General features: G+C 69.0%; 23 protein-coding genes and 1 pseudogene. 15 read left to right on the plus strand and 9 right to left on the minus strand.

The window, feature by feature from the left end:
* Nucleotides 1-3: 3 nt before the first annotated feature.
* On the minus strand, nt 4-1,041 hold the full coding sequence (locus AC3EF3_RS19490) for an SPFH domain-containing protein (protein WP_488533921.1): 1,038 nt from the start codon (nt 1,039-1,041) through the stop codon (nt 4-6).
* A 172-nt stretch (nt 1,042-1,213) separates the two neighbouring features.
* On the opposite strand from AC3EF3_RS19490, the gene AC3EF3_RS19495 reads away from it, so the two are divergent.
* The 3 genes and pseudogenes from AC3EF3_RS19495 to AC3EF3_RS19505 all read left to right on the plus strand — a co-directional run.
* Nucleotides 1,214-3,541, plus strand: a complete 2,328-nt coding sequence (locus AC3EF3_RS19495; RefSeq protein WP_488533922.1) for an NADP-dependent malic enzyme — start codon at nt 1,214-1,216, stop codon at nt 3,539-3,541.
* Between the two features lie 193 nt (nt 3,542-3,734).
* Complete coding sequence (locus AC3EF3_RS19500; RefSeq protein WP_488533923.1) at nt 3,735-4,139, plus strand: guanyl-specific ribonuclease; 405 nt, start codon at nt 3,735-3,737, stop codon at nt 4,137-4,139.
* Between the two features lie 52 nt (nt 4,140-4,191).
* A pseudogene (locus tag AC3EF3_RS19505) lies at nt 4,192-4,617 on the plus strand (barstar family protein); the annotation flags it as partial.
* A gap of 239 nt (nt 4,618-4,856) precedes the next feature.
* Here AC3EF3_RS19505 and AC3EF3_RS19510 read toward each other — a convergent pair.
* The 4 genes from AC3EF3_RS19510 to AC3EF3_RS19525 all read right to left on the minus strand — a co-directional run bounded on the left by AC3EF3_RS19510 (nt 4,857) and on the right by AC3EF3_RS19525 (nt 10,375).
* Entirely contained in the window at nt 4,857-5,825 is a 969-nt protein-coding gene (locus tag AC3EF3_RS19510; protein ID WP_488533924.1) for a hypothetical protein, read from the minus strand.
* A gap of 64 nt (nt 5,826-5,889) precedes the next feature.
* Nucleotides 5,890-6,648 carry a 16S rRNA (adenine(1518)-N(6)/adenine(1519)-N(6))-dimethyltransferase RsmA gene (rsmA, locus tag AC3EF3_RS19515; protein WP_488533925.1) on the minus strand — a complete coding sequence of 253 codons (759 nt, stop codon included), beginning with the start codon at nt 6,646-6,648 and terminating at the stop codon, nt 5,890-5,892.
* 20 nt (nt 6,649-6,668) lie between these two features.
* Nucleotides 6,669-7,997: a peptidylprolyl isomerase gene (locus AC3EF3_RS19520; RefSeq protein ID WP_488533926.1), complete on the minus strand. Its 1,329-nt coding sequence runs from the start codon at nt 7,995-7,997 to the stop codon at nt 6,669-6,671.
* 5 nt (nt 7,998-8,002) lie between these two features.
* Entirely contained in the window at nt 8,003-10,375 is a 2,373-nt protein-coding gene (locus tag AC3EF3_RS19525) for an LPS-assembly protein LptD (RefSeq protein WP_488533927.1), read from the minus strand.
* A 26-nt stretch (nt 10,376-10,401) separates the two neighbouring features.
* On the opposite strand from AC3EF3_RS19525, the gene AC3EF3_RS19530 reads away from it, so the two are divergent.
* The gene (locus tag AC3EF3_RS19530) at nt 10,402-11,463 is read left to right on the plus strand and encodes an aminoglycoside phosphotransferase family protein (RefSeq protein WP_488533928.1); all 1,062 of its coding nucleotides are present in this window, start codon (nt 10,402-10,404) and stop codon (nt 11,461-11,463) included.
* Nucleotides 11,464-11,470: 7 nt separating this feature from the next.
* Nucleotides 11,471-12,193, plus strand: coding sequence for a 16S rRNA (uracil(1498)-N(3))-methyltransferase (locus tag AC3EF3_RS19535; protein WP_488533929.1), 723 nt, complete (start codon nt 11,471-11,473; stop codon nt 12,191-12,193).
* Here the strand turns inward: AC3EF3_RS19535 and AC3EF3_RS19540 are convergent.
* Entirely contained in the window at nt 12,190-13,065 is an 876-nt protein-coding gene (locus AC3EF3_RS19540; RefSeq protein ID WP_488533930.1) for an alpha/beta hydrolase, read from the minus strand. The two genes, AC3EF3_RS19535 and AC3EF3_RS19540, sit on opposite strands and share 4 nt — an antisense overlap.
* Nucleotides 13,066-13,154: 89 nt before the next feature.
* Entirely contained in the window at nt 13,155-14,627 is a 1,473-nt protein-coding gene (locus AC3EF3_RS19545; RefSeq protein ID WP_488533931.1) for a M20 family metallopeptidase, read from the minus strand.
* A 57-nt stretch (nt 14,628-14,684) separates the two neighbouring features.
* Between AC3EF3_RS19545 and AC3EF3_RS19550 the strand changes: the two genes are divergently transcribed.
* The 10 genes from AC3EF3_RS19550 to AC3EF3_RS19595 all read left to right on the plus strand — a co-directional run bounded on the left by AC3EF3_RS19550 (nt 14,685) and on the right by AC3EF3_RS19595 (nt 23,793).
* Nucleotides 14,685-15,440 carry a DUF72 domain-containing protein gene (locus tag AC3EF3_RS19550; RefSeq protein WP_488533932.1) on the plus strand — a complete coding sequence of 252 codons (756 nt, stop codon included), beginning with the start codon at nt 14,685-14,687 and terminating at the stop codon, nt 15,438-15,440.
* 110 nt (nt 15,441-15,550) lie between these two features.
* Entirely contained in the window at nt 15,551-15,745 is a 195-nt protein-coding gene (locus AC3EF3_RS19555; protein ID WP_488533933.1) for a DUF3606 domain-containing protein, read from the plus strand.
* A gap of 193 nt (nt 15,746-15,938) precedes the next feature.
* Nucleotides 15,939-17,705 (plus strand): methanol/ethanol family PQQ-dependent dehydrogenase, encoded by a 1,767-nt coding sequence (locus AC3EF3_RS19560; RefSeq protein ID WP_488533934.1) that lies wholly within the window; start codon nt 15,939-15,941, stop codon nt 17,703-17,705.
* On the plus strand, nt 17,702-18,481 hold the full coding sequence (locus AC3EF3_RS19565) for a quinoprotein dehydrogenase-associated putative ABC transporter substrate-binding protein (RefSeq protein WP_488533935.1): 780 nt from the start codon (nt 17,702-17,704) through the stop codon (nt 18,479-18,481). Before AC3EF3_RS19560 ends, AC3EF3_RS19565 begins: the two co-directional genes overlap by 4 nt.
* The gene (locus AC3EF3_RS19570) at nt 18,478-19,017 is read left to right on the plus strand and encodes a c-type cytochrome (protein WP_488533936.1); all 540 of its coding nucleotides are present in this window, start codon (nt 18,478-18,480) and stop codon (nt 19,015-19,017) included. Before AC3EF3_RS19565 ends, AC3EF3_RS19570 begins: the two co-directional genes overlap by 4 nt.
* On the plus strand, nt 19,014-20,084 hold the full coding sequence (locus AC3EF3_RS19575; RefSeq protein WP_488533937.1) for a cytochrome c oxidase subunit II: 1,071 nt from the start codon (nt 19,014-19,016) through the stop codon (nt 20,082-20,084). The genes AC3EF3_RS19570 and AC3EF3_RS19575 overlap by 4 nt, the downstream gene beginning before the upstream one ends.
* Nucleotides 20,081-22,048, plus strand: a complete 1,968-nt coding sequence (gene ctaD / locus AC3EF3_RS19580) for a cytochrome c oxidase subunit I (protein WP_488533938.1) — start codon at nt 20,081-20,083, stop codon at nt 22,046-22,048. Before AC3EF3_RS19575 ends, ctaD begins: the two co-directional genes overlap by 4 nt.
* Complete coding sequence (locus AC3EF3_RS19585; protein ID WP_488533939.1) at nt 22,045-22,659, plus strand: cytochrome c oxidase subunit 3; 615 nt, start codon at nt 22,045-22,047, stop codon at nt 22,657-22,659. The genes ctaD and AC3EF3_RS19585 overlap by 4 nt, the downstream gene beginning before the upstream one ends.
* Nucleotides 22,660-22,663: 4 nt before the next feature.
* Nucleotides 22,664-22,996 (plus strand): hypothetical protein, encoded by a 333-nt coding sequence (locus tag AC3EF3_RS19590; protein WP_488533940.1) that lies wholly within the window; start codon nt 22,664-22,666, stop codon nt 22,994-22,996.
* Entirely contained in the window at nt 22,993-23,793 is an 801-nt protein-coding gene (locus AC3EF3_RS19595) for a cytochrome c oxidase assembly protein (RefSeq protein ID WP_488533941.1), read from the plus strand. The genes AC3EF3_RS19590 and AC3EF3_RS19595 overlap by 4 nt, the downstream gene beginning before the upstream one ends.
* Here the strand turns inward: AC3EF3_RS19595 and AC3EF3_RS19600 are convergent.
* Nucleotides 23,726-24,325, minus strand: coding sequence for an IMPACT family protein (locus AC3EF3_RS19600; protein WP_488533942.1), 600 nt, complete (start codon nt 24,323-24,325; stop codon nt 23,726-23,728). The two genes, AC3EF3_RS19595 and AC3EF3_RS19600, sit on opposite strands and share 68 nt — an antisense overlap.
* 13 nt (nt 24,326-24,338) lie before the next feature.
* The gene (gene otnI, locus AC3EF3_RS19605; protein ID WP_488533943.1) at nt 24,339-25,148 is read right to left on the minus strand and encodes a 2-oxo-tetronate isomerase; all 810 of its coding nucleotides are present in this window, start codon (nt 25,146-25,148) and stop codon (nt 24,339-24,341) included.
* Nucleotide 25,149 lies beyond the last annotated feature (1 nt).

Here is a 25,149-nt window from a genome sequence, read left to right on the forward strand (position 1 = left end):
GGCTTAGACGAGCTTCTTCAGGAGTTCGGTCTTCTTCGCGTCGAACTCTTCCTGCGTCAGGACGCCCTTGGCCTTGAGGTCGCCGAGTTTCTCGAGCGTCGCCATCACGTCCTCGGGCTTGATGGCCGCGGCCGCGGCGGGCCCCGGCTCGGCCGGCGGCGCCTGCAGGCCCTTCTGCAGGTTCTGCGCGAGCACCTGGCCGAGCGCGACACCGGCACCGAGCCCCATCGCGTCGCCCGCGATGCCGCCCCCGCCTTGCGCCGCGCCCTTGGCCATCTCGGGAATGGCCTGGCCGGTCTGGTATTGCATGAACTTGCCCATGTCGCTGCCGACCATGCCCATGCCGATCCTCTGGTCGAGGATCTTCTGCAGCTCCTCGGGCAGCGACAGGTTCTGCACGGTGACGATGTCCAGCTTCAGGCCCAGTGCCTCGAACGCCGGGGCGAGCTGCGCCTTCAGCGCGGCCGCGAACGCGTTCTGGTTGGCGGCCAGGTCCAGGAAGGCGACGCCGCTGTTGGCGATCGCGTCCGAGATGTTCTGCAGGAACAGGCCGCGCAATTGCGGCTCGAGCTCCTCGACGCGGTAGAGGTCGCGCGTGCCCGAGACGCGCTGGTAGAAGGTCTTCGGGTCGGCCACCGAGTAGGCGTAGTTGCCGAAGGCGCGCAGCCGCACGGCGCCGAAGTCCTTGTCGCGGATCGTGATCGGCTGCGGGGTGCCCCAGCGCTGGTCGGTCTGCAGGCGCGTGGAGAAGAAGTAGACGTCGCTCTTGAAGGGCGACTCGAACAGCTTGTCCCAGTTCTTCAGGTAGGTGAGGACGGGGATCGTCTGCGTCGTGAGCTTGTACATGCCCGGCCCGAAGGCGTCGGCCACCTTGCCTTCGTTCACGAACACGGCCATCTGCGAATCGCGTACGGTCAGCGACGCGCCGTACTGGATCTCCATGTCCTGCATGGGGAAGCGCCAGGCGAGGATGCCGTCGTCCGGCTCCGTCCACTGGAGGATGTCGATGAACTGTTTCTTGATGAAATCCATCAGGCCCATGGCGTCCGCTCCTTGCGAGAGCCATGATACCCGTGGGCCCCTGGCACGCGTTCCGCGACCCGACCCGGCCGTACGCGTAAGCGCGTACTAGGGTTTACCCACCCGAGGACTACAATCCCATCCCCCACGAAGCTGCGCCATCGAAAAGCGGCGCGCCAGGAGACAAGGCCCCATGACCACTGAATCGGTGAACGCCGCCGACGACAAGCGCCAGGAACTGCGGCGCGCCGCCCTCGAATACCACGAGACCCCGACGCCCGGCAAGGTCGCCATCGCCGCGACCAAGCAGCTGCTCAACCAGCACGATCTCGCGCTTGCCTACTCGCCCGGCGTCGCCGCGCCCTGCGAGGAGATCGTCAAGGACCCCAACAACGCGTTCCGGTACACCAGCCGCGGCAACCTGGTGGCCGTGATCACCAACGGCACCGCCGTGCTCGGCCTGGGCGACATCGGCCCGCTGGCCGCCAAGCCGGTGATGGAAGGCAAGGGCGTGCTGTTCAAGAAGTTCGCCGGCATCGACGTCTTCGACATCGAGATCAACGAGAAGCAGGACCTCGACCGCCTGGTGGACGTGATCGCGGCGCTCGAGCCGACCTTCGGCGGCATCAACCTCGAGGACATCAAGGCGCCGGACTGCTTCTACGTCGAGCGCAAGCTGCGCGAGCGCATGAAGATCCCGGTCTTCCACGACGACCAGCACGGCACCGCGATCGTCGTGGGCGCCGCCATCATCAGCGGCCTGAAGGTCGTGGGCAAGGACATCAAGGACGTCAAGCTGGTGACCTCCGGCGCGGGCGCCGCGGCGCTGGCGTGCCTGAACCTGCTGATCAAGCTCGGCCTGCCCAAGCAGAACATCTTCGCCACCGACCTCGCCGGTGTCGTCTACGAAGGCCGCAAGGAGCTGATGGACGAGGACAAGGCGCAGTTCGCGCAGAAGACGTCCGCGCGCACGCTGTCGGAAGTGGTCGAGGGCGCCGACATCTTCCTGGGCCTGTCGGCCGCGGGCGTGCTCAAGCCCGAGATGGTCAAGAAGATGGCGGCCAAGCCGCTGATCCTGGCACTGGCCAACCCGAACCCGGAGATCACGCCCGAGGAAGTCCAGGCCGTGCGCGGCGACGCGGTGATGGCCACCGGCCGCACGGATTACCCGAACCAGGTCAACAACGTCCTGTGCTTCCCGTACATCTTCCGCGGCGCGCTCGACTCCGGCGCGACGACGATCACCGACGAGATGGAAATCGCCGCCGTGCACGCGATCGCCGACCTCGCGCAGGCCGAGCAGAGCGAAGTGGTGGCGGCAGCGTACGCGGGCGAGAAACTGTCCTTCGGCCCCAACTACCTGATCCCCAAGCCCTTCGATCCGCGCCTGATGATCAAGATCGCGCCGGCCGTGGCCAAGGCCGCCGCCGACAGCGGCGTCGCCCTGCGCCCGATCAAGGACTGGGACGCCTACCGCGACAAGCTGCAAAGCTTCGTCTACGCGTCGGGCACGACGATGAAACCGATCTTCACGGCGGCGAAGGTCGCGAAGAAGAAGCGCGTCGCGTTCTGCGAGGGCGAGGAGGAACGCGTGCTGCGCGCCGCCCAGGTGGTGGTGGACGAGGAGATCGGGCGGCCCACCTTGATCGGCCGTCCCGCGGTCATCGCGCAGCGCATCGAGAAGTTCGGCCTGCGCCTCAAGGAAGAGCTCGACTACGACATCGTCAACACCGAGTGGGACGAGCGCTACCGCGACTTCTGGCAGACCTACCACCGCATGACCGAGCGCAAGGGCGTGACGGCCCAGATGGCCAAGATCGAGATGCGCCGGCGCCTGACGCTGATCGGCTCGATGCTGCTCTACAAGGACCAGGTCGACGGCATGATCTGCGGCACCTGGGGCACGACGTCCATGCACCTGCACTACATCGACCAGGTGATCGGGCGGCGCGCCGGCTGCAACACCTACGCCTGCATGAACGGGCTGGTGCTGCCCGGCCGGCAGGTGTTCCTGGTCGACACGCACGTGAACTACGACCCGAGTGCCGCGCAGCTGGCGGAGATCACCGTGATGGCGGCCGAGGAGATGATGCGTTTCGGGATCAAGCCGAAGGCGGCGCTGCTGTCGCATTCCAACTTCGGCTCGAGCAACCAGCCGAGCGCGGTGAAGATGCGCGAGACGCTGGCCCTGCTGCGCGAGCAGGCGCCCTGGCTGGAGGTCGACGGCGAAATGCACGGCGACGTCGCGCTGGATGGGCACGGCCGCAACCTCATCATGCCCCACAGCAGCCTGGCCGGCGACGCCAACCTGCTGGTCCTGCCCAACATCGACGCGGCCAACATCTCCTACAACCTGCTGAAGACGGCAGCCGGCGGCAACATCGCGATCGGCCCGGTGCTGCTCGGGGCGGCCAAGCCGGTCCACATCCTCACCGCCAGCACCACCGTGCGGCGGATCGTGAACATGGCGGCCCTGACGGTCGCCGACGCGAACGCGGCAAGACAAGCCACCACCGCGTAGCTGGCGCTAACTTAAAAGTCAAGCGTTGAGCTGGAAAGCACCTTCGGCGGCTGCCCAAATATTGGGCAGCCGCTTGCCTTTTGGGGTGGGATAGGTCACACTAGCGGCTGAATTTTTCCGGGTAAACCCGAGGTTCATTGAACTTCCCAAGCCCGGAAGGCGTCCCCCGAAGGTCACCGAAGAAGGTCCGTGCATGGCGCGCATCGCCGCCGTCAAGTTTGCGCTAACTAGCGTCCTCCTGGCAGCAGCGGTCACCGCCCCCCTGGCGCAAGCCAGGTCGCAGCCGGACCGCTCTGTCGATGGCAGCCCACCAGCCGTCATCCATGTTGCTGAGCTGCCGCCGCAGGGCCGGGCGACTTATGAACTGATCCGTCAGGGCGGACCGTTCCCCTACGGCAAGGATGGCGTCGTGTTCGGCAACCGGGAGCGTGTGCTTCCGCGAGCCACGCGCGGTTTCTACCGCGAATACACGGTGCCGACGCCAGGATCGCGCGACCGGGGAGCCCGGCGCATCGTGTGTGGCGGCCCGATCAAGGCGCCACGCGCGTGTTATTACACCGCTGACCATTACGCCAGTTTTCGGATGATCGTGGAGTGAAGCCCCAATGAAGCGGGACGAGATGTTTGTGACTATGGAAAGAGTAGCGGAGATGGATACGCCACTTCGTGCCAGTGAAACCCCCGAGGCCACGCTCAAGGGCGTGCGGCCCAACATCGTGCAGTCGATCCGCGCGTTCCGCGTGCAGGACCTGCAGGATGCCGCCCGCGCACTCGGCCACCACTTCCTGTACGCGAACCTGGCCACCGCCCAGAGCAAGCAGGACGTGCTGGACCTGATCGCGCAGCAGTTCATCCTGCCGGCGCACTTCGGCAAGAACTTCGACGCGCTGTACGACTGCATGACGGACCCGGTGCACAAATCGGGCCCGCAGCCCGGCTTCATCGTGGTGCTGGAGTCGATCCCCGCGAACGGCAAGTTCGACAAGGAAGCGCGCGAGCAGCTGCTGGACATCTTCCGCGACACGGCCGACTACTGGGCCGAGCGCAAGGTGCCGTTCCGCTGCTTCTATTCGTTCTCCGTCGCCCGCTCGGCGCAGGCCCAGGGCGAGCGCACGGCCGAGGCGCACGGCCCCGAGCACCCGCAGGCCGCCGACAACGGCGGCGAGAAGATGCCCACGGACAAGCTGGTGGACGTCTCGCCGCTGGCGCTGCGCATGTCCAGCCCGTTCAACGCGGGGTACTGGCTGGCCGCGGCCTGAGCTGCATCACGCGCCTGGCGCGAAAGAAAGGGCTGCCTCGGGCAGCCCTTTTGCTTTCAGAGCAGCGCGACCGGGGAGGGCGCCGTCAGCTGGTGCAGGTCCTGGGTCTCCAGCGGCATGCCCGGACGCACCCCGCTGTCTTCGCCGGCCGAGGCCGCGCCTGCGCGTGACGGGTTCGTCGTGATGCTGCCGACGTAATACAGAGCCGCCAGCGCACGTGCCAGCAGGTCGTCCGCCATGCCCAGCCGGCCCTTGAGTTCCTCGAACGTGCCGGGGCGGAAGGCCACCTCGCGCATCACCAGCAGGTGCTCCTCGTCGACCAGCACCGGGTCGATGCGGGGCGGCCGCCGGAAGAAGATCCGCCCCTTGCGGTAGCGCCCGGGCAGCAGGTCGCGCGAGCTGCGCGACGCGTAGCGCCACATCATCTGCCCGAGATTCACACGCGCGAAGTTCGCCGGCACGCGCATGCGATCGCGCCCGATGGGCGTCCACACGCCGGCGTCGAAATTGGCGGGCCGCGCGCTCGGCAGCACGCAGGCCTCGCCCTGCATGTCCACGACGGCGATCAGCTGCCCCTTGGCGCGCAACTCGACGACCCCGGCGACAAGCGTTTCCTCGTGGTCGACGATCTGGCCGGCGAGCAGGAACTGCGCGGCGGTGGCCGCCAGCACGAACTCGAACACGCCGATGGTTTCCAGGATCGAGTGCGGGTCGGCGATGTCGAACGCCGTCGCGCCCTGCAGGCCGACAGGCAGCGGCTTGGCAAACGCGATGGGCCGGCGCGCGTCCACCAGCTGCAGCTGGGTCGAGCGGCCGCCGGCCTGGCGCGATGCGACGCGGATGCGGCCCTCACCCAGGTGCTGCGTGCGTTGCCCGTTGAGGAACCAGGCGTCCGCGCCGGCCAGCGCGCCGCTGGTCCAGTGGGTGATGCGGCTCGCCGCCGCGGCGGCCTCGATCGCGCGCTCCTGCTCCGGCGAGAAGCCGGCCAGTCCGAACCTCAGAACGGGAAGCTCGAGCGAACTCAATGGTTACAGGCGTGAACTATTTCGCGGAAGTTTACGGATCAGTCGGGCCGAACACAAGAGAGCGTTACACGTCCCGGGCGAGCGCGAGGTACTCGGCCACCGGCACCTCTTCGGCGCGGCGCTGCAGGTCGAAGCCGCCGGCGAAACGACGCTGGTCGAGCCAGCGCCCCAGCGTGTGGCGCAGGAGCTTGCGCCGCTGGCTGAACGCGACCTGCACGAGCTCCGACAGCAGCTTCGCATCGACCGCTTCGGGCTGGACGAGCGGCACCATGCGCACCACCGCGCTGTCCACCTTGGGCGGCGGATCGAAGGCATCGGGCGGCACGTGCAGGACGTTCTCCATCTCGTAGCGCCACTGCAACATGACCGACAAGCGCCCGTAATCGGCGGTGGCGGGCGCGGCCGTCATCCGGTCGACCACCTCCTTCTGCAGCATGAAATGCTGGTCCGCCACCACATCGACGTGGTCGAGCAGGTGAAAGAGGATGGGCGTGGAGATGTTGTAGGGCAGGTTGCCCACGACCCGCAGCCTGGGCGCCTGCAGCTCGCGCGCGAGCGCACGGAAATCGACCGTGAGCACGTCGGCTTCGGTCACGCTGAGTTGCGGGTGCGTGCGCAGCCGCGCGGCGAGGTGGCGATCGAGCTCGATCACGGCCAGCCGCCCGAGCCGCTCGACCAGCGGCTGCGTCAATGCGGCAAGGCCCGGGCCGATCTCCACCATGGCGTCGCGCGGCTTGGGCGCGATCGCCCGCACGATCGCATCGATCACCGCCGGGTCGGCCAGGAAATGCTGGCCGAAGCGCTTGCGCGGGATGTGCTTCACGTCGCGCGCCGGAAATCCGCTCAGCGGGGCGGCTCGCGGTACTCCACGTACGCGCGGCCGCGGATGTCCTGGGCCCAGGACTCGTAGGCCTCGTCCATCTTCTTCTCGCGCAGCATGTTGCGCGCGACCTCGCGCAGCTCCTGGTCGGACAGCTTGGTCTGGCGCCGCTCGATCAGCTGCACCAGGTGGACGCCGAAGCGCGAGATGACGGGATCGGAGATCTGGCCGGGGGCCAGCGCGTTGAGCGCCTCCTCGAATTCGGGCACGAACTGGCCGGGGCTGCTCCAGCCGAGATCGCCGCCATTGCTGGCGGTGGAGTCCTGCGAGTACTCGCGCGCCAGCTGGGCGAAATCGGCCTGCCCCGCCGCGATGCGCCGCTTGAGATCAGCCAGCCGTTGCAGGGCCTGCGTTTCCGTCAGGTTGGGCCCGGGCCGCAGCAGGATATGGCGCGCATGGCTTTGGGTCACCGTCGCGGCCGCGGCCAGCCCGGCGCTGCGGCGCTCGTAGACCTTGACGATGTGAAAGCCCGCGGCCGAGCGAATCAGGTTGCTCACACCGCCTTCTGGCACGTTCTGCAGGGCCTGCACGAACAGCGGGGGCAGGCGATCGAGCGGACGCGGGCCGACCGGCGTGCCGGTCGCGCCGATGTCGCGGCCGTCCCGGTATTCCTGCCCGAGCTTGGCGAAATCCTCGCCCGCGCGGGCGCGTTCGAGCGCGCGCTGCGCCTTCGCCTGCTGCTGCGCGACCTGCGCGTCGGTGGCGTCTTCAGGAACCGCGATGAGGATGTGGGCGAGGTTGAGCTCGGCCTTGTTCGGGTCCTTGGCCGCCGCCTGCTGCTCGGCGAGGAACTGGTCGATCTCGAATTCGGTGACGCGGCCCTTGGACTGGAATTCGCGCTCGCGCAGCCGCTGCAGGGTCAGCTGGTCGCGCAGGTCTTCGCGGAACTGCTTGACCGACGTGCCCTCGGCCGCGATGCGGCGATGCAGTTCGGCCAGCGGCAGCTGGTTGTTGCGCGCCATCTGCTCTTCGGCCCGGTCCACCACCGCGTCCTCGACCTTCACGCCGTTCTCGCGCGCGATCTCGATCTGGGCCTTCTCGCTGATCAGCCGCTCGAGCACCTGCCGGGCGAACTCGGCGCGTGGCGGCACCGTCTGCCCCTGCTCGGCCAGCTGCTGGGCGAAGCGGCGCATCCGCACACGCACCTCGCTGTTCGTGATCGGCACGGAATTGACCACTGCGACGATGTAGTCCGCTGGCTGCGGCGCGGTCTGCGCGGCCGCCGGCAAGGACAGGGCAACAGCAACCTGCGCGGCGCAAGCCAGCGCGAGGGCGATGGCGCGTTGTCTCATGGTGATCACTCGTAATTCGAAAAACGGCTGGGTTGCGTGGTCTGCTCGCGCAGGAACTGGTAGCGGGGGATATTGTCCCGCAGCGTCTGCAGCGCGCTCGACCCGATGCGCGTGAAGCCGACGAACTCGAGCTGGAACAGGATGCGGGTGTTGGAGGTGCTGGTGCCGCTTTGCAGCCGCTCGAGCACGATGCGCCCCAGCCAGCAGCCCGCGTCGTATTCGAAGCCCGCGATCATGTCGACCACGCGCCGGTCCTTCAGGCTGTAATTCAGGCGCCCGACACTGTACCACCGGCCCGCTCCCTCGCCGCGGCCCGGCCCGAGGTCCACGCCGCGATCACCCCACAGGTCGTTGATGGGCCATTGCCAGCCGACATCCACCTGCTCGCTCGGGTCCGGCTGCACGCGCTGCAGCCGGTAGGCGGCGCTGATCACGTGATACGGCCGCGGGCTGTAGCGGCCCGCGATCGTCGTGCGCTCCGACCGGCCGGTCTTGGGGTTGTACTGCAGCGTGACGTCGCTCGACCACCTCGGCACCCAGCTCACCGACGCGCCGAACAGGATGTCCGACAGCCGCTCGCTGGCCGGCGCCTGCCCCGGCAAGGTGACGAGCTGGTCCTTGAAGCGGATCCGCTGGGCGACCCCGAAGCTCGCCGCCTGGGCGCCGGAGTCCGCGTCCAGCAGGCGCGTGCTCACGCCAAGGGTGAGCAGGTTGTTGTCGGCGATGCGGTCGTTGCCCTGGAATTCGTTCTCGGTGTAGATCGTCGCGAAATTGAAGTCGTTGCGTGCCGAGTCGTAATTGGGCAGGTAGTTCTGGTCGCGGAACGGCGTGTAGGTGTAGAACGCGCGCGGCTCCAGCGTCTGGCGGAAACTGCGGCCGAAGAACGCCGCGTCGCGCTCCAGGATCAGGCCGCCGTCCAGGCTCGCGGTGGGCACGGTGCGCGAGGCGCTGGACAGGCCGGTGGCGACCAGCGGGTCGTCGAACTGGTAGCGTGTGGCGTGCAGCTGCAGCTTCGGGACCACGAACCAGCCCGGCGCCTGCCAGGGCCGGCTGATGCGAGCCAGCGCGTAGCTGCGCACGGCGTTGGGCTGGTTGTTCAGCACTTCGTCCGAGCGGAAGCGCGTGGTGTCGACTTCGGCGTAGGCATCGAAGCCTCCCGGGAAGGCATCGTGCGCGTAGCGTGCCGCCACCTGCGGCAAGCGGTCGTAAGGCGGCACGATGGGCGCCGTCGGGTCCTGCAGCGTTTGCCACTTCAGGGCCCGCGCGGTCACCGTGACATCGCCGCGCGACCAGTTGAGCGACGCGTCGTTGCCGAGCAGGCGCTGCGTGAGCGAGGTCGTCCCGCGCGAGAAATCGCGCCAGTAGTTGTCGTCACTGACGCGATTGAGGTCCATGTGCAGCCCGAGGCCGCCGAGCGCCGTCGCGAACTGGCCGTCGTGCTTGACCGCATAGGCCCAGCGATTGGTGTGGCGCAGCTGATCGTCGGGCAGGTAGTCGGCGCGCACGCGTCCCTGGTAGCTCGGCTCCAGGTAGCGGAACTCGCCGCCCAGGTCGACGCCGCGCTTGCTCATGAGCGTGGGATAGATCGTCGCGTCGCGGTTCGGCGCGATGTTCCAGTAGTAGGGCACCGTGACTTCGATGCCGCTCACGCTGTCGATGCCGATCGTCGGCGGCAGCAGCCCCGATTTGCGCTTGTCCGTCAGCGGAAAATCGATGTTGGGCACCGGCAGGATCGGCACGCCGAAGAACCGCAGCGCCGCGCCCTGCGCCTGGCCGACTTCCTCCTCCTCGTCGATGCGGATGCTGGCCGCGCGCAGGATCCAGTCGGGCACCCAGTCCGGCCCGCCACGGCGCGGGCAGGTGGTGTAGGTCGCGTTGCGGATGATGCTGCGCTTGTCGTCGATGAAGTCGACCCGGTCGGCTTCGCCGTACGCTCCATTGCGCAGCAGGCGGTAGTGCGGCTGGTTGAAGAAGCCCTCGAAGGACTCCACTTTCAGCTGCAGCGACGGCCCTTCGAACACGTTGCCGTCGCGGTTGATGTGCACGTTGCCGCGGGCCTTGGCCAGGTCGTCGGGCGCGTAGTACTCGAGCCGGTCGGCCCGGATCACGGTGGAGCCGCGGCGCAGCACCGCATGGCCTTCGACCACGGTTTCGAGGTCGGGCGTGCCGTGCACGCTGTCGCCCGTCACGAAGGTGGGCAACTCGGTGCGCACGGCCGGCGGGATGTCCTCGCGCAGCATCGGGCTCGCCTTGAGCTGCAAGGGCGGGCCCGCAGCCTGCGCGCGCGCCACGCCGCCGTGAAGCAGGGCGCAGGCGACGAGGGCCACCGGGGTCAGCGTGAAGCGGGCGCGCATCGCCTTCTGTTTCAAGTGCGGCATCGATCGATTTGTAGAATTGATTATCCATGAGTGACCCGACGATCCCCTGGGCCGATCCGCAGCGCGCTGCGCGGTTCGATGAATGGCTGCAGCGCATCGCGCCCGCCCACGGCCTTTCGCCCGCGACCTTGCGCCTTGCCTCGTCCGACGCGAGCTTTCGCCGCTACCTGCGCATCGACGCCCCCGCGGGAAGCCGCATCATCATGGACGCGCCGCCCGACAAGGAGGACTCGCACCCCTTCGTCAAGGTGGCGCACCTGATGCTGGACGCCGGCCTGAACGCGCCGCGCGTGCTCGACTGGGACGAGGCGCACGGCTTCATGCTGCTCACGGACCTGGGCTCGCGCACCATGATCGAGGTGGTCGACCGCGACCACGCCGACGCCAACCGCGAGCTCTATCTGCGCGCCGTGGACGCCCTGATCGCCTGGCAGCTGGCGTCGCGCCCGGGCGTGCTGCCGCCCTACGACCGCGCGCTGCTGGCGCGGGAACTGCAGCTTTTTCCCGACTGGTACATCGCCAGGCACCGCGGCATCGCGGTGGAGGGTCCGCTGAAAGAGACGCTGGACCGCGTGTTCGACCTCATCATCGAGCGCAACCTCGCGTCGCCCTCGGTGTACGTGCATCGCGACTTCATGCCGCGCAACCTGATGATTCCCGGCGACGCGGCGGAACAGCGGCTGGGCGTGCTCGACTTCCAGGACGCGGTGTACGGCCCGGTCACTTACGACATCGCCTGCCTGATGCGCGACGCCTTCCTCTCGTGGGACGAGGAGTTCGTGCTCGACATCACCGTGCGCTACTGGCAGAAGGCGGTGAAGGCCGGCCTGCCGGTCGATCCGGACTTCGGCGAGTTCTACCGCGCCGTGGAGTGGATGGGCCTGCAGCGGCACCTGAAGGTCGCCGGGATTTTCGCGCGCCTCACATTGCGCGACGGCAAGCCGCGCTATCTGGCCGACGCCCCGCGCTTCATCGCCTACATCCGCGCCACCGCGTCGCGTTACCGCGAGCTGGCCCCGCTGCTGGACGTGGTCGACCGGATCGAGGGCACGCAAGGCGAGGCCCTGTACGCCTTCGGTCGCGTCTAGGCGCCCCGTGCCGCGCATCCATTGCCCCACGCCGCTCGCGCCCGGGCAGTCGCTCGCGCTGCCGGAAGGCGCGGCGCGCCACGTGCAGGTGCTGCGCATGCAGCCGGGTGACGCGCTGACGCTGTTCAACGGCGACGGCGGGCAATGGCAGGCCGTGATCGAGCGGATGGGCCGCAGCAGCGTGGACGTGCGCGTTCTGGCCTTCGAGGACATCGAGCGCGAGGCGCCCCTCGCCGTCCACCTGGCGGTGGGCCTGGCGGCGAACGATCGCGTGGACTGGCTGGTGGAAAAGGCGACCGAGCTCGGCGCCGCCTCCTTCCAGCCGCTGGTGACCGCGCGCAGCGTGCTGCGCATTGAGGGCGAGCGGGCGCGGAAGAAGCGCGAGCACTGGCAGGCGATCGCCGTGGCGGCATGCGAGCAGTGCGGGCGCAACCGCGTGCCGCCGGTGCATGAGGCGATGACGTTCGAGCAATGGATCGCTCGCCCCGCGCCCGGCGATGCGCACAGGATCGTCCTGGCGCTCTCCGAACGCGCGGTGCCGCTCCTTGCAAACCGGCCTGCCGGCGCGAAAGAATGGCTTTGCCTGTCGGGCCCGGAGGGCGGACTCGAGCCGCGCGAGGAGCAGTTGGCGCTGGAGGCGGGCTTCGTGCCGGTGTCGCTCGGCGCACGGGTCCTGCGGGCTGAGACCGCGCCGATCGCGGTGTTGGGCGCCCTGTCCCTTTCCGGCTAACAGGACGGCGTCCGCACCGGCGCGAACCGGGCGTCCAGCCAGCTCTTCAGCTCGTCGAACACGGCGTCGTTGCCGGGCTCGTTGAAGATCTCGTGGTAGTAGCTGTCGAAGCAGACCGCCTTCACCACCATTGGCGGCGCGGCCTGCGCGAATGCACGGCTGCCGGCCGGGTTGACCAGGCGGTCGCCTCCGGCATACATCAGCAGCGTCGGCACGCTCCACAGCGGCGCGTGCGCGATCACGCCCGGGCCCGCGTCGGCGATGAAGCGCGCCAGCCGCGTCGAGATGCGGTCGTGCACGCGCGGGTCGGCCTGGTACGCCGCCACCACGGCCGGGTCGTGCGACAGGTAATGCGGATCCAGCCCGTTGCTGACGGTGAGGCGTGGCACCAGGCGCGGCAGCGTGGCCAGCAGCATCTTCTGCGTGCCCGAGAAGCCGGCATCGAGCGCGGGCGACGACAGCACCAGCCCGTCCACGCGCACATGCGCGAGCGCCACCAGCGACGCGGCCACCAGCCCGCCCATGCTGTGGCCGAGCACGACGAGCGGCATGTCCGCCGCCATGCGCTGGCGCGTGCTGTCGATCACGTCGCCCAGGTCGTCGACCAGGCGCGTGTCGCAAGTCAGTGCCCCACGCGCCCCGCCCGAGTCGCCATGGCCGAAATGGTCGTAGCCGCGCACCGCGAAGCCCCACTGGTTCAGGCGGCGGGCCAGGTGGTCGTAGCGGCCCGCGTGCTCGCCCAGCCCGTGCACGATGAGCACGGTGCCGCGCGAGGGGGCACCGTCGGGCAAGGGCCACTCCTGCAACGCGAGGTTCTCGCCGTCGCTGGACGTGAAAGTCGACAGAGTGCTCTCGCTCGGCTCCTGCACCATGCCGACGATGATGGCGTCGCCAGCTCAGCCGCGCAACCCGGCTTTCTTGTGCCGCATTTCACAAGAACCGGGCCGGTTCGCCGCGGCGCTCAGGGCATGCGCGCGATCACCTGGGCCACGGCCGCCGTGAGCTTCTTCGCGTACGGCACGTGCAGGAACTCGTTGGGGCCGTGCGCGTTGCTCTTCGGGCCGAGCACGCCGCACACCATCATCTGCGAGGTCGGGAAACCGGCGGACAGCATGTTCATCAGCGGGATCGTGCCGCCCTGGCCGATGAAGCCGCAGGGCGCGCCGAAGTGCGCCTGCGAGGCTTCGTCGAGAGCCTGGGCAAACCAGTTGGCGGTGGTGGGCGCGTTCCAGCCCGTCGCCGCATGGTCGGGCTCGAAGGTGACCTTGGCCTGGTACGGAGCGTTGTCCTCGAGCAGGGTCTTGAGCTCCTCGACCGCGCGCGGCGCATCGACCAGCGGCGGCAGGCGCAGCGACAGCTTGAACGCCGTGTAGGGACGCAGCACGTTGCCCGCGTCCTGCAGCGCCGGGAAGCCTTCGGCGCCCGTCACCGACAGCGTCGGAATCCAGGTGCGGTTGATCAGCGCCTGCAGCGGATCGGTCGTCGTGGGCAGCGTGAACTGCGTGGAGCCGCCGCAGTCGTAGTGCGCCCACGGAAAGCGCTTGTAGACCTCGTCGCCGAGGATGCGCGCCGTCTCCTTCGCCTGGGCCAGCCGCTCGGCCGGCACTTCGCAGTGGAAGCTGGCCGGCAGCAGGCGCCCGCTTCGGCTGTCTTCCAGCCGGTCGAGCACCTGCCGCATGATGCGAAAGCTTGAAGGCACCAGGCCCGACGAGTCGCCCGAGTGCACGCCTTCGGTCAGGACCTGGACCTTGAGCGTGCCGCTGGCCATGCCGCGCAGCGAGGTCGTGAGCCACAGCTGGTCATAGTTGCCGGCCCCCGAATCGAGGCAGATCACCAAACCGACATCACCGAGCCGCGGGCGCAACGCATCGACATACGGCAGCAGGTCGTACGAGCCGGACTCCTCGCAGGTCTCGACGATGCCGACGATGCGCGGATGCGGCACCTTCTGCGCCTTCAGCGCCTGGATCGCCGAGATGCTCGCGTAGGCCGCGTAGCCGTCGTCGGCGCCGCCGCGTCCATAGAGCTTGCCGTCCTCGTACTTCGGCGTCCACGGCCCGAGGTCGGCGCGCCAGCCGGTGAATTCGGGCTGCTTGTCCAGGTGGCCGTACATCAGCACGGTCTGCTTCGCATCCGGCTTGGTCGCCGCGATGTCGAAGAACAGCACCGGCGTGCGGCCGGGCAGGCGCACGATCTCGAGCTTCAGCCCCTCGACCTTCTGCGCCTCGATCCACGCGGCGGCATTGCGCAGCACGGTCTCGATGAAACCATGCTGCACCCAGTCCTTGTCGAAGCCGGGCGACTTCGCGGGGATGGCGATGTAGTCGGTGAGCTGCCTGACGATGTCGCGGTCCCATTGTTCGCTGACCTGGGACAGGGCGGCCGCGCTGTCGAGCAGGCCGGCGGGCATTTCGCGGTGGAGCGGAGCGTTCATGAAACCGTACTCTACGCCACTGACAATTCCCCCTGTGGCGTGGCCTACGATGCAGCCATGAACGACCGTATCCGCATCGGCGTCGGCGGCTGGACCTACGAGCCCTGGCGCGACAACTTCTATCCGAAGGGCCTTCCGGCCAGTCGCGAGCTCGAATACGCGAGCCGGCAGCTCACGGCGATCGAGGTCAACGGCACCTACTACAGCACGATGAAGCCGGCGACCTTCGCCAAGTGGCGCGACGAGACGCCCGAGGGCTTCGTGTTCAGCCTGAAGGCCAATCGCTTCGCGACCAACCGCAAGGTGCTGGCCACGGCGGGCGAATCGATCGAACGCTTCGTCGCCAGTGGCCTCGCCGAGTTGAAGGACAAGCTCGGCCCGCTCGTGTGGCAGTTCATGCCGACCAAGCGCTTCGAGCCCGAGGATTTCGAGGCCTTTCTGAAGCTGCTGCCGCGCGAGGCGGGCGGGCGCGAACTGCGGCACGTGATGGACGTGCGACACGAGAGCTTCGCCACCGACGAATACCTCGAGCTGGCGCGCCGCCACGGCTGCGCGACCGTGCATACCGACTCCGACAAATTTCCCGCCATCGCCGATGCGGGCGGCGACCTGGCCTACCTGCGCCTGATGCGAAGCGAAGCCACCTGCCCCACGGGCTACCCGTCCGACCAGCTGCAGCAGTGGGCCGAAGGCTGCCGCGCCTGGACCGCGAAGGGATCCCGGCGCGAGGCCTTCGTGTTCTTCATCAACGGCGCCAAGGAGCGCGCGCCGGCCGCTGCCATGGAGCTCATCCGGCTGCTACAAAATCCCTAGCAAACGGTAGGAGCGGGATTACAGCCTGTTTCGCCGCTGACTCGCACCGGCGACATCGCAACACGCGCCCAATGTCCAACGGGAATTCAAACAAGTTGGGAGCCGAAACCATGGCTTATGTCTTCGAAACCATCCCACGGGACCGCGGCCGTATCGACCTGGACGATCCGCGCGAAGTGAGCTGGTGGCGAAAACGCTTCGACTGCAGCGAGGACCAGCTGCGCGAGGCCGTGGCCCAGGTAGGGGACAGCGCCGCGATGGTCGAGCAGGTGCTCGACGGGCGCCGCCAGTTCAGCACGCACTGACCGCGTCCGAAGGAGCCATCCACGGGTGCCGAAAACGCGCGGCGCATGACACCCCGAAACGCGGCGCGCTCGGTACACTGAATGCACAAGGCGCGTCGCCCGCCGTCGCGGGCCGAAAGCGCAACGGGAGCGGATGCATCGTGTCGCGATGCATCCGGCGAGCAGGGGCCGTGTCGACTCGCAGGAGGTCGGATTGAGGCTCGCCCTGTTCGCCGTTGCTGTACTTGCGTCCTGCACGGTCTTCGCGCAGGCGCCCTTGGATGGCCAATGGCCGATGCCGGCCCGCACGGCCCAGGGCACACGCTACTCGCCGCTCGCCCAGGTCACGCCCGCCAATGTCGCGCAGCTGAAGCTCGCGTTCAGCATGCCCACGGGGGTGGTGCGCGGCCACGAGTCCGCGACCCTGGTGGTGGACGGCACGATGTACTTCGTGACGCCGTACCCGAACACGGTGTTCGCGCTCGACCTCACGCGTCCCGGCGCCAGCGTGAAGTGGCGCTTCGACGCGCAGCCCGACCCGAACTCGCAGGGCGTGGCCTGCTGCGACGTCGTCAATCGCGGCGCGGCCTACGCCGACGGGCGGCTGTTCTTCAACACGCTCGACGGCCAGACCATCGCGCTGGACGCCAGAACGGGCCGGCAGCTGTGGCGCGCCAGGCTTGCCAACATCAAGCTGGGCGAGAGCATGACCATGGCGCCGCTGGTGGTGAAGAACAAGGTGCTGGTGGGCAACAGCGGCGGCGAGTTCGGCGTGCGCGGCTGGCTGAAGGCGCTCGATGCCGCGAGCGGGCGAGTCCTGTGGACCGCCTACAGCACCGGCCCCGACAAGGAGGTGCTGATCGGCCCGAACTTCAAGCCGTATTACGCCAGCGACAAGGGCACCGACCTGGGCGTGAAGAGCTGGCCGGCCGACGCCTGGCAGATCGGCGGCGGCACGGTGTGGGGCTGGATCAGCTATGACCCCGAACTCGACCTCATCTACTACGGCACGGCCAACCCCGGTCCGTGGAACCCCGAGCAGCGCCCGGGCGCGAACAAGTGGACCGCCGGCGTGTTCGCCCGCAAGCCCGATACGGGCGAGGCGGTGTGGTTCTATCAGTGGAGCCCGCACGACCGGCACGACTACGACGGCGTCAACGAGAACGTGCTGGTCGACCTCGATTGGCAGGGCGGCAAGCGCAAGGTGCTGCTGCACCCGGACCGCAACGGCTACCTGTACGTGGTCGACCGCGCCACGGGCCAGGTGCTGTCGGCCCATCCGTTCGTGCACGTCACGACGTCGACCGGCGTGGACCTCGAGACCGGTGCGCTCAAGTACAACCCGGAGAAGGACGAGCGCCCCGGCGAGGTGACGCGCAGCATCTGCCCCGCCTCGCCCGGCGCCAAGGACTGGCAGCCCTCGTCGTGGTCGCCCCGCACGCAGTTGCTGTACATCCCGCACCAGAACCTGTGCCAGGACGCCGCGCCGGGCACCGCGAGCTACATCGCGGGAACGCCCTATGTCGGCATGGACGTGAAGATGTACGCGGGGCCCGGCGGATTCCGCGGCTATGTCACCGCGTGGGATCCCGTGCAGGGCAAGCCGGCCTGGCAGATCCGCGAGCACTTCCCGGTGTGGAGCGGCACGCTCGCGACCGCGGGCGACGTCGTCTTCTACGGGACCATGGACGGCTGGTTCAGGGCCGTGGACGCGAAGACCGGCCAGGCGTTGTGGCAGTACAAGTGCGTGTCGGGAATCATCGGCCAGCCGGTGAGCTACCAGGGTCCCGACGGCAGGCAGTACATCGCCGTGCTCGCGGGGGTGGGCGGCTGGGCCGGCGCCATCGTGGCGGGCGACATGGACCCGCGCGACGGCACGGGCGCGCTCGGCTTCGTCAACGCCATGCGCGACCTGAAGGAAGCCACCCAGAAGGGCGGGATGCTGTACGTGTTCTCGCTCGACGGAGGAGGTGCGAAGTGAGGGCCGCACTGGCGTTCATGGTCGCGCTGGCCTTCGCGACGTGCGCCGTCGCGGCCGAGCCGCTGCGCGTGTGCGCCGATCCCGACAACCTGCCGTACTCGCGCGCCGACGGCAGCGGCTTCGAGAACCGCATCGCGCAGTTGATCGCCGACGATTTCGCGCGGCCGCTCGCCTACGAATGGCTGCCCGACGTGCGCGGCTTCGTGCGCAAGACGCTGGGCGCGGGCAAGTGCGACCTGCTCGTTGGCGTGCCGGCGGATTTCGAGCGCACCGCCAACACGCACCCGTATTACCGCTCGGGCTATGTGTTCGTCGAACGCGCGAGCGCGGCACCGCCGGTGCGCTCGTTCGACGACCCGAGGCTCGCGCAGATGCGCCTCGGGGTGCAATTGATCGGCAACGACCTCGCCGCGTCGCCGCCGGGCACGCTGCTGGCGCGGCGCGGCCACACGCGCAACGTGCGCGGCTTCCCGCTCGCCGGCGAGCAGCCCTCGGCCCAGCGCGCGATCGCCGCGCTCGTGAGCGGCGAGATCGACGCGGCCGTGCTGTGGGGACCGCAGGCCGGATACTTCGCGCGGCGCGCCGCCGTGCCGCTGCGCGTGGCGCACCTGCCCGCGCCGGCCGACGCGCACTTCGACTTCGCGATCGCGATAGGCGTGCGGCGCGGCGACGGCGCGCTGCGCGACCGGCTCGACGACTTCATCCGCCGCCGGCAGGCCGACATCGACCGCGTTCTCGACGAGTACGACGTGCCGCGCGTGGAGGCCGGGCCATGATGCGCATGGCCCTCGCCGCCGTCTTGTTCGTGCTCGCGCCGTTGCTGGCCGGGTGCGAGCGCGAGGCGCGCCGCTTCGATGCGCCCGCGCGCAACCAGAGCGCGAGTGAAGACGCGGCACGCATGGGCGGCAACCAGCCCGCGCTGCCGCTGCAGGGCAAGGTGCGCTCGGCGCTGCGCGCGGACAGCCCGTACGACGAGAACGCCTACGCGGTGGCGCAGGGCAAGCGCCTGTACCGCTGGTACAACTGCAACGGCTGCCACTCGATGGGCGGCGGCGGCATCGGCCCGGCGCTGATGGACCGCCCCTGGAAGTACGGCGGCGACCCGGCGAGCATCTTCACCTCGATCATGCAGGGCCGCCCCGAAGGCATGCCTTCGTTCGGCGGCCACATTCCCGAAGACCAGGTCTGGCAGATCGTTGCCTACGTGCGCTCGATGAGCGGGCAGTTGCGCAAGGACGTCGCGCCCAGCCGCGGCGACACGCTCTATCCCGGCCCGCCGGAGAACGCGCGCGAGAAGGAGACCGCGCGATGACCCCGATGATGAGCTTGTTCCTGCGCTGCCTGCTGGCGCTTGTGCTGATGATCGTGCTGCTCTCGCTCACCGATTTCGCGATGGCCGCCACGCCGGTCGAGACGGTGCACAGCGCCCTGAACGCCATGGGGCCGCAGGCGCAGCACTTCGTCGAGCTGTGGCGCGTCTTCCTGTGGGCCTGCACCGTGGTGTTCGTCGCCATCCTGCTCGCGCTGGGCCTCGCGCTGCGGCGCGCGCCGCGCGGGGACGAGACCACGCCGCCCGACCTGTCCACGGTCAACCGCGCCGAGCCGCGGCCGCGCGCGCACGTGATGCGTGCGACCGTGCTCTCGGGCCTCGCGCTGGTGACCCTGATCGTCGCGAGCGTGTTCACCGACCGCGCGCTGGCGCACCTGCCGCTGGCCAACGCGGTCCACATCGAGCTCACCGGGCACCAGTGGTGGTGGAGCGCGCGTTACCTCGACGGCGCGGACCCGCACGACATCTTCACCGTCGCCAACGAGCTGCACATCCCGGTGGGCCGGCCGGTGGTCGTCAAGCTGCATGCCGACGACGTGATCCACAGCCTGTGGGTGCCGAACCTCGCGGGCAAGAAGGACCTGATCCCGGGCCGCAGCGCGCTGATCGAGTTCCGCGCGGACCGGCCCGGCATCTACCGCGGCCAGTGCGCCGAGTTCTGCGGGCTCGAGCATGCCTTGATGGGACTGCTGGTGATCGCCGATCCGCCGGCGCAGTTCGACGCGTGGGCGGCCGCGCAGCGCCAGCCGGCGGCGGAGCCCACCGACGCCAGGGCGCAGCGCGGCAAGCAGGTGCTGCAGTCGTCCAGCTGCGCCATGTGCCACTCGATCCAGGGCGTGCAGTTCGCCGGCGCCCAGCACGCACCCGACCTCACGCACGTCGCCAGCCGCCAGACGATCGCCGCGGGCACGCTCAAGAACACGGCGCAGAACCTGGGCAGCTGGATCCGCGACCCGCAGCTGCACAAACCGGGCACGGCCATGCCGGCGACGCCGCTGTCGCAGGAGGACCTCGACGCGGTGGTTGCCTACCTCGGGGGATTGAAATGACGCGGGGGCCGCTGGGCGAAGAAGCCGCTGCGGGCGAGGGCGCCCCGCGCCTGAAGGACGGCCCGCCGCCCGGCTCGCCCGAAGCCGCCGCGCTCGACCGCACCTGGGACGACCCGCCGGGCTTCTTCGGCTGGTTCTGCGCCGTCAACCACAAGAACATCGCCCGGCGCTTCATCGTCACCTGCCTGGTGTTTTTCGCGCTGGCGGGCGCACTGGCGGCCGTGATGCGCACGCAACTGTCGCGGCCCGAGAACGACCTGGTCGGGCCCGACATGTACAACCAGCTGTTCACCATGCACGGCACGACGATGATGTTCCTGTTCGCCGTGCCCATCATGCAGGCGGTGGGCTCGTACCTGCTGCCGCTGATGCTGGGCACGCGCAACGTCGCGTTCCCGCGCATGAACGCGTTCGCCTACTGGATCTTCCTGTTCGGCGGCCTGACGCTCTTCATCGCGTTCGCGCTGAACACCGGGCCGGACAATGGCTGGTTCTCCTACGTGCCGCTCGCGGGGCCCGACTACGCGCCGGGCAAGCGGGCCGACATCTGGGCGCAGATGATCACGTTCACTGAGTTGTCGGCGCTGCTCGAGGCGATCACGCTGATCACCACCGTCTTCAAGTTCCGCGCGCCCGGCCTGTCGATGAACCGCATCCCGCTGTTCGTGTGGGCGACGCTGGTGACCTCCTTCATGGTGCTGTTCGCGATGCCGGCCGTGATGCTGGCCAGCTCGGCGCTCATCATGGACCGCCTGGTCGGCACCCATTTCTTCAACCCGGCCGAAGGCGGCGACGTCATCCTGTGGCAGCACCTGTTCTGGTTCTTCGGCCACCCGGAGGTGTACCTGATCTTCATCCCGGGCCTGGGCTTCCTGTCGGCGATCATCCCGACCTTCTCGCGCCGGCCGATCTTCGGCTACGCGGCCATGGTGCTCGCCCTGATCACGACGGCGTTCCTCTCGTTCGGCCTGTGGGTGCACCACATGTTCGCCACCAACCTGCCGGAGCTGGGCAAGAGCTTCTTCACGGCGGCGAGCATGCTGATCGCGATCCCCTCGGCCATACAGATCTACTGCTGGATCGCGACGATGTGGACCGGCAAGCTGAACCTGAAGACGCCGATGCTGTTCTGCATGGCGTTCTTCTTCATCCTCGTGCTGGGCGGCATGACGGGCCTGATGCTCGCATCGGTGCCGCTCGACGTGCAGGTCCACGACACCTACTTCGTCGTCGCGCACCTGCATTACGTGCTGGTGGGCGGCGCGGTGTTCCCGCTGTTCGGCGCCTTCTACTACTGGTTCCCGAAGGTCACCGGCCGCCTGATGGACGAGGCCGGGGGCCGGGCCTCGTTCTGGCTGATGTTCATCGGCTTCAACGTCGCCTTCTTCCCGATGCACCTGCTGGGCCTGCACGGCATGCCCCGGCGCGTGTGGACCTACCAGGCGGGACTGGGCTGGGACGCCCTGAACCTGACCTCGACCATCGGTGCGTACGCGCTCGCATTCGGCATCCTCCTCACGCTGCTGAACGCGGCGCGCAGCGCGAAGGCCGGCGCGCCCGCCGGCGCGAATCCGTGGGGCGGCGGCACGCTCGAATGGGCCACGTCGTCGCCCCCGCCGATGTGCAACTTCTACGTGATCCCGGTGGTGTACGGGCGTGACCCGGTCTGGCAGCCCGCGCCCGCCGGGGCGCCCACCGCCGTCGCCGGGCTGGTGGCCGACGCGCGCGAGCAGCTGGTGACCACGGCGATCGATGCGCTGCCCGACCATCGCATGATGTCGCCCAACCCGACGCCGTGGCCGTTCGTCGCGGCGGTGGCGACGACGGTCGTGTTCATCGGGTCCATCTTCACGCCGTGGGCGATCGTGTGGGGCTCGGTCATCGTCGCGATCCCGCTGGTGTTCTGGTTCTGGCCGAAACGCAGCGAGACCGCGGTCGACCTCGCGCTGGAGAAGCGCCCATGAAGGAGCCCATTTTGCGCGGCGACCTGCTCGACGTCTCGGGCCTGCCCAGCCACGGCTTCTCGCACCGCAGCCCGATGTGGTGGGGCACGCTGGGCATGATGGCGATCGAAGGCACGGTGTTCGCCCTGGTCGTCATGTGCTACTTCTACCTGCGCAGCCACGCGGCGACCTGGCCGATGACCGCGCAGCCGCCGGACCTGCTGTGGGGCACGCTGAACCTGGTGATCCTGCTCGCGAGCGCCGTGCCCAACCAGCTCGCCAAGAAAGCGGGCGAGCGCTACGACGTGCACGGCGTGCGGCTGTGGCTGGGCGTGACGATCGCGTTCGGCGTGGCGCTGCTCGCGATCCGGGTGATGGAGTTCACCGCCTTGAACGTGCGCTGGGACAGCAACGCCTATGGCTCGGTCGTGTGGACCCTGCTGGGCTTCCACACCGTGCACCTGGCGACCGACTGGGCCGACTCGATCGTGCTCGAGGTCCTGTTCTACACGGGGCCGCTGGAAGGCAAGCGCTTCGTCGACGTCAGCGAGAACTCGCTGTACTGGTACTTCGTGGTGCTGGCGTGGATCCCGATCTATCTCGTCATCTACTGGGGCGCCCGCGTGGTGTGAAGCGATGAGGATCTGGCTCGCCCTGCTCGCCGCCCCCAGCCTCGCGCTGGCCTGCCAGAGTGCGATGTACGCGCTGGTGACGCCCTCGTGCTCGGTGCAGACGCGCGTCGCGATCCACGCCGTCGCGGCGGTGTCGCTGCTGCTGTGCATCGCGTTCGCGCTGATGGCACGCTCGGCCGGCGCGCCGGTGCGCTTCGGTGCCGACGAGGACAGCGCCGAGCCGCCGGCCACGCGGCATTTCCTCGCGGTCGTCGCCACGGCGGTCGGCGCGATCTCGGCGCTGGTCGTGTTCGCGATGTGGATAGGCGCCTGGGTGCTCTCGCCCTGCTTCTCATGAGCGGGTGGCACGCGAGCATCGAGCCCTGGGTCGTGGCACCCACGGTGCTGGCGGCTGCCCTGTACGCGCGCGGCGTGACCCGGCTCTGGCGCCACGCCGGGCGGCGGCGCGGCATCTCGGGGAGGCAGGCCGGGTGCTTCGCCGCGGGTACGCTGTCCCTCGTGGTCGCGCTGATGTCGCCGCTCGATGCCCTTGGCCAGGAGTCTTTCGCCGCGCACATGGTGCAGCACGAGATCCTGATGCTGGTCACCGCGCCGCTGATGGTGCTCGCGCGGCCGCTGGCGGCCTGGACCTGGGCCTTCGCGCCGCCCGCGCGCCGGCGCATCGGTCAGGCGGTGCGGGCGCGCGGGTGGGCGGCGATGTGGACGCGCCTCACGGACCCGCTCGTCGCCTGGATGCTGCATGCGCTGGCCTTGTGGCTGTGGCACGTGCCGCGCTGGTTCGATGCCGCGCTCGCCCAGGAGCCGGTGCATGCCGCCCAGCATGCGAGCTTCCTCGCCACGGCACTGCTGTTCTGGTGGACGGTGCTGGGCCCGCGCGCGCGCGCAGCCAGCGGGCCGGCGCTCGCGTCCCTGTTCACCACCATGCTGCACACCAGTGCGCTCGGCGCGCTGCTCACGCTGGCCGCGGGTCCGTGGTACCCGCGCTATTCGTTGGAGGACCAGCAGCTGGGCGGCCTCGTCATGTGGATTCCGGGCGCCACCGCCTATGTCGTCGCGGCGCTGGCGATCATGGCGCGCCTGCTTCGTCCCGCCACGCCAGCGCCCCTTGACCCGCTTCGTTCAGGCGTGCGATGAGCGCGGGCCCATCGGCATCGACGACGCAGAAGTCGAAGGTGACCACGTCGCCGTGCGCGACATCCTGCAGCTGCGCACCGGCCTGCTGCAGCTCGCGCCGCACCATGCCTTCCATGGCGTACGGCACGCTGCATCGCAGTGCGATCCAGTGGCGGCGCGGGATCTTCTCGGCCTTGAGCAGCGCCTGCGCGACGGCGTCGGTGTAGGCGCGCACGAGGCCGCCCGCGCCCAGCTTCACGCCGCCGAAGTAGCGCACCACGGTCGCGAGCGCGCCGTCGAGGTCCTGCCGGCGCAGCACTTCGAGCATCGGCCGGCCCGCCGTGCCGCCCGGCTCGCCGTCGTCGTTGGCCGCCGACTGGCCGCCCGCGAGCAGCGCCCAGCACACGTGCGCGGCGCCCGGATGTTCTTCGCGCAATCGCGCGACGATGGCCTGCGCTTCGCTGCGGCCGGCAACCGCCTGCACGCAGCCGATGAAGCGGCTCTTCTTGATGACGAGGTCGCTGTGGACGGGATGGGCGATCGTCAGCGCCATCGCCTGAGCGCCATCAGCGCCAGCGCGCGAACCAGCCCAGACCCGCGCTGGTGCCGCCGGCCGCCGCCCCGCGTGCCGGCCGGTACTCGCAACCCACCCAGCCGTCCCAGCCGCATGCGGCCGAGACTTCGTCGATCACGTCGAACAGGTACGTGTAGTTCACTTCGCCGACATCGGGCTCGTGCCGCTGCGGCACGCCCGCGATCTGGAAATGGCCGACGCGGCCGGTCGGCAGGTAGTGCCGGATCTTCATCGCGACATCGCCTTCGACGACCTGGCAGTGGTACAGGTCGAACTGCACCTTGAGGTTGGGCGCGCCGGCTTCCTGCACGATCGCATGCGCCTCGTCCTGGCGGTTGAGGAAGAAGCGCGGGATGTCGCGCGTGTTGATCGGCTCGATCAGGCAATCGATCCCCGCTTTCGCCATTTCGCTCGCAGCCCAGGCGAGATTGGCCACATAGGTTCGGCGCAGGGTCGCGCGATCACTTCCTTCAGGAGCCAGCCCCGCCATGGCGTGCACGCGGGGACATTCGAGCACGCGGGCGTAGTCGATCGCCTTGACGATCGATGCGCGGAACTCCGCCTCGCGGCCCGGCAGGCAGGCCATGCCTCGCTCGCCCTGGTCCCAGTCGCCCGGCGGTGCATTGAACAGCACCTGCTGCAGTCCGTTCGCCTTCAGACGCGCCTTCAGCTCCTTCGCGTCGTACGCGTACGGGAACAGGTATTCCACCGCTTTGAAGCCGTCCTTCGCGGCGGCTTCGAAGCGGTCGAGGAAATCGAGCTCCGGGTAGAGCATCGACAGGTTCGCGGCGAATTTCGGCATG

This window comes from Ramlibacter sp. GS1-15, assembly GCF_057785015.1.

Coding starts and splice junctions, on each gene's coding strand:
- AC3EF3_RS19490 (WP_488533921.1), bottom strand. CDS start 1,041: ATGGGCCTGATGGATTTCATCAAGAAACAGTTCATCGACATCCTCCAG.
- AC3EF3_RS19495 (WP_488533922.1), top strand. CDS start 1,214: ATGACCACTGAATCGGTGAACGCCGCCGACGACAAGCGCCAGGAACTG.
- AC3EF3_RS19500 (WP_488533923.1), top strand. CDS start 3,735: ATGGCGCGCATCGCCGCCGTCAAGTTTGCGCTAACTAGCGTCCTCCTG.
- AC3EF3_RS19520 (WP_488533926.1), bottom strand. CDS start 7,997: ATGAGACAACGCGCCATCGCCCTCGCGCTGGCTTGCGCCGCGCAGGTT.
- AC3EF3_RS19525 (WP_488533927.1), bottom strand. CDS start 10,375: ATGCCGCACTTGAAACAGAAGGCGATGCGCGCCCGCTTCACGCTGACC.
- AC3EF3_RS19530 (WP_488533928.1), top strand. CDS start 10,402: ATGAGTGACCCGACGATCCCCTGGGCCGATCCGCAGCGCGCTGCGCGG.
- AC3EF3_RS19540 (WP_488533930.1), bottom strand. CDS start 13,065: ATGGTGCAGGAGCCGAGCGAGAGCACTCTGTCGACTTTCACGTCCAGC.
- AC3EF3_RS19545 (WP_488533931.1), bottom strand. CDS start 14,627: ATGAACGCTCCGCTCCACCGCGAAATGCCCGCCGGCCTGCTCGACAGC.
- AC3EF3_RS19550 (WP_488533932.1), top strand. CDS start 14,685: ATGAACGACCGTATCCGCATCGGCGTCGGCGGCTGGACCTACGAGCCC.
- AC3EF3_RS19555 (WP_488533933.1), top strand. CDS start 15,551: ATGGCTTATGTCTTCGAAACCATCCCACGGGACCGCGGCCGTATCGAC.
- AC3EF3_RS19570 (WP_488533936.1), top strand. CDS start 18,478: ATGATGCGCATGGCCCTCGCCGCCGTCTTGTTCGTGCTCGCGCCGTTG.
- AC3EF3_RS19575 (WP_488533937.1), top strand. CDS start 19,014: ATGACCCCGATGATGAGCTTGTTCCTGCGCTGCCTGCTGGCGCTTGTG.
- ctaD (WP_488533938.1), top strand. CDS start 20,081: ATGACGCGGGGGCCGCTGGGCGAAGAAGCCGCTGCGGGCGAGGGCGCC.
- AC3EF3_RS19585 (WP_488533939.1), top strand. CDS start 22,045: ATGAAGGAGCCCATTTTGCGCGGCGACCTGCTCGACGTCTCGGGCCTG.
- AC3EF3_RS19590 (WP_488533940.1), top strand. CDS start 22,664: ATGAGGATCTGGCTCGCCCTGCTCGCCGCCCCCAGCCTCGCGCTGGCC.
- AC3EF3_RS19595 (WP_488533941.1), top strand. CDS start 22,993: ATGAGCGGGTGGCACGCGAGCATCGAGCCCTGGGTCGTGGCACCCACG.
- AC3EF3_RS19600 (WP_488533942.1), bottom strand. CDS start 24,325: ATGGCGCTGACGATCGCCCATCCCGTCCACAGCGACCTCGTCATCAAG.
- otnI (WP_488533943.1), bottom strand. CDS start 25,148: ATGCCGAAATTCGCCGCGAACCTGTCGATGCTCTACCCGGAGCTCGAT.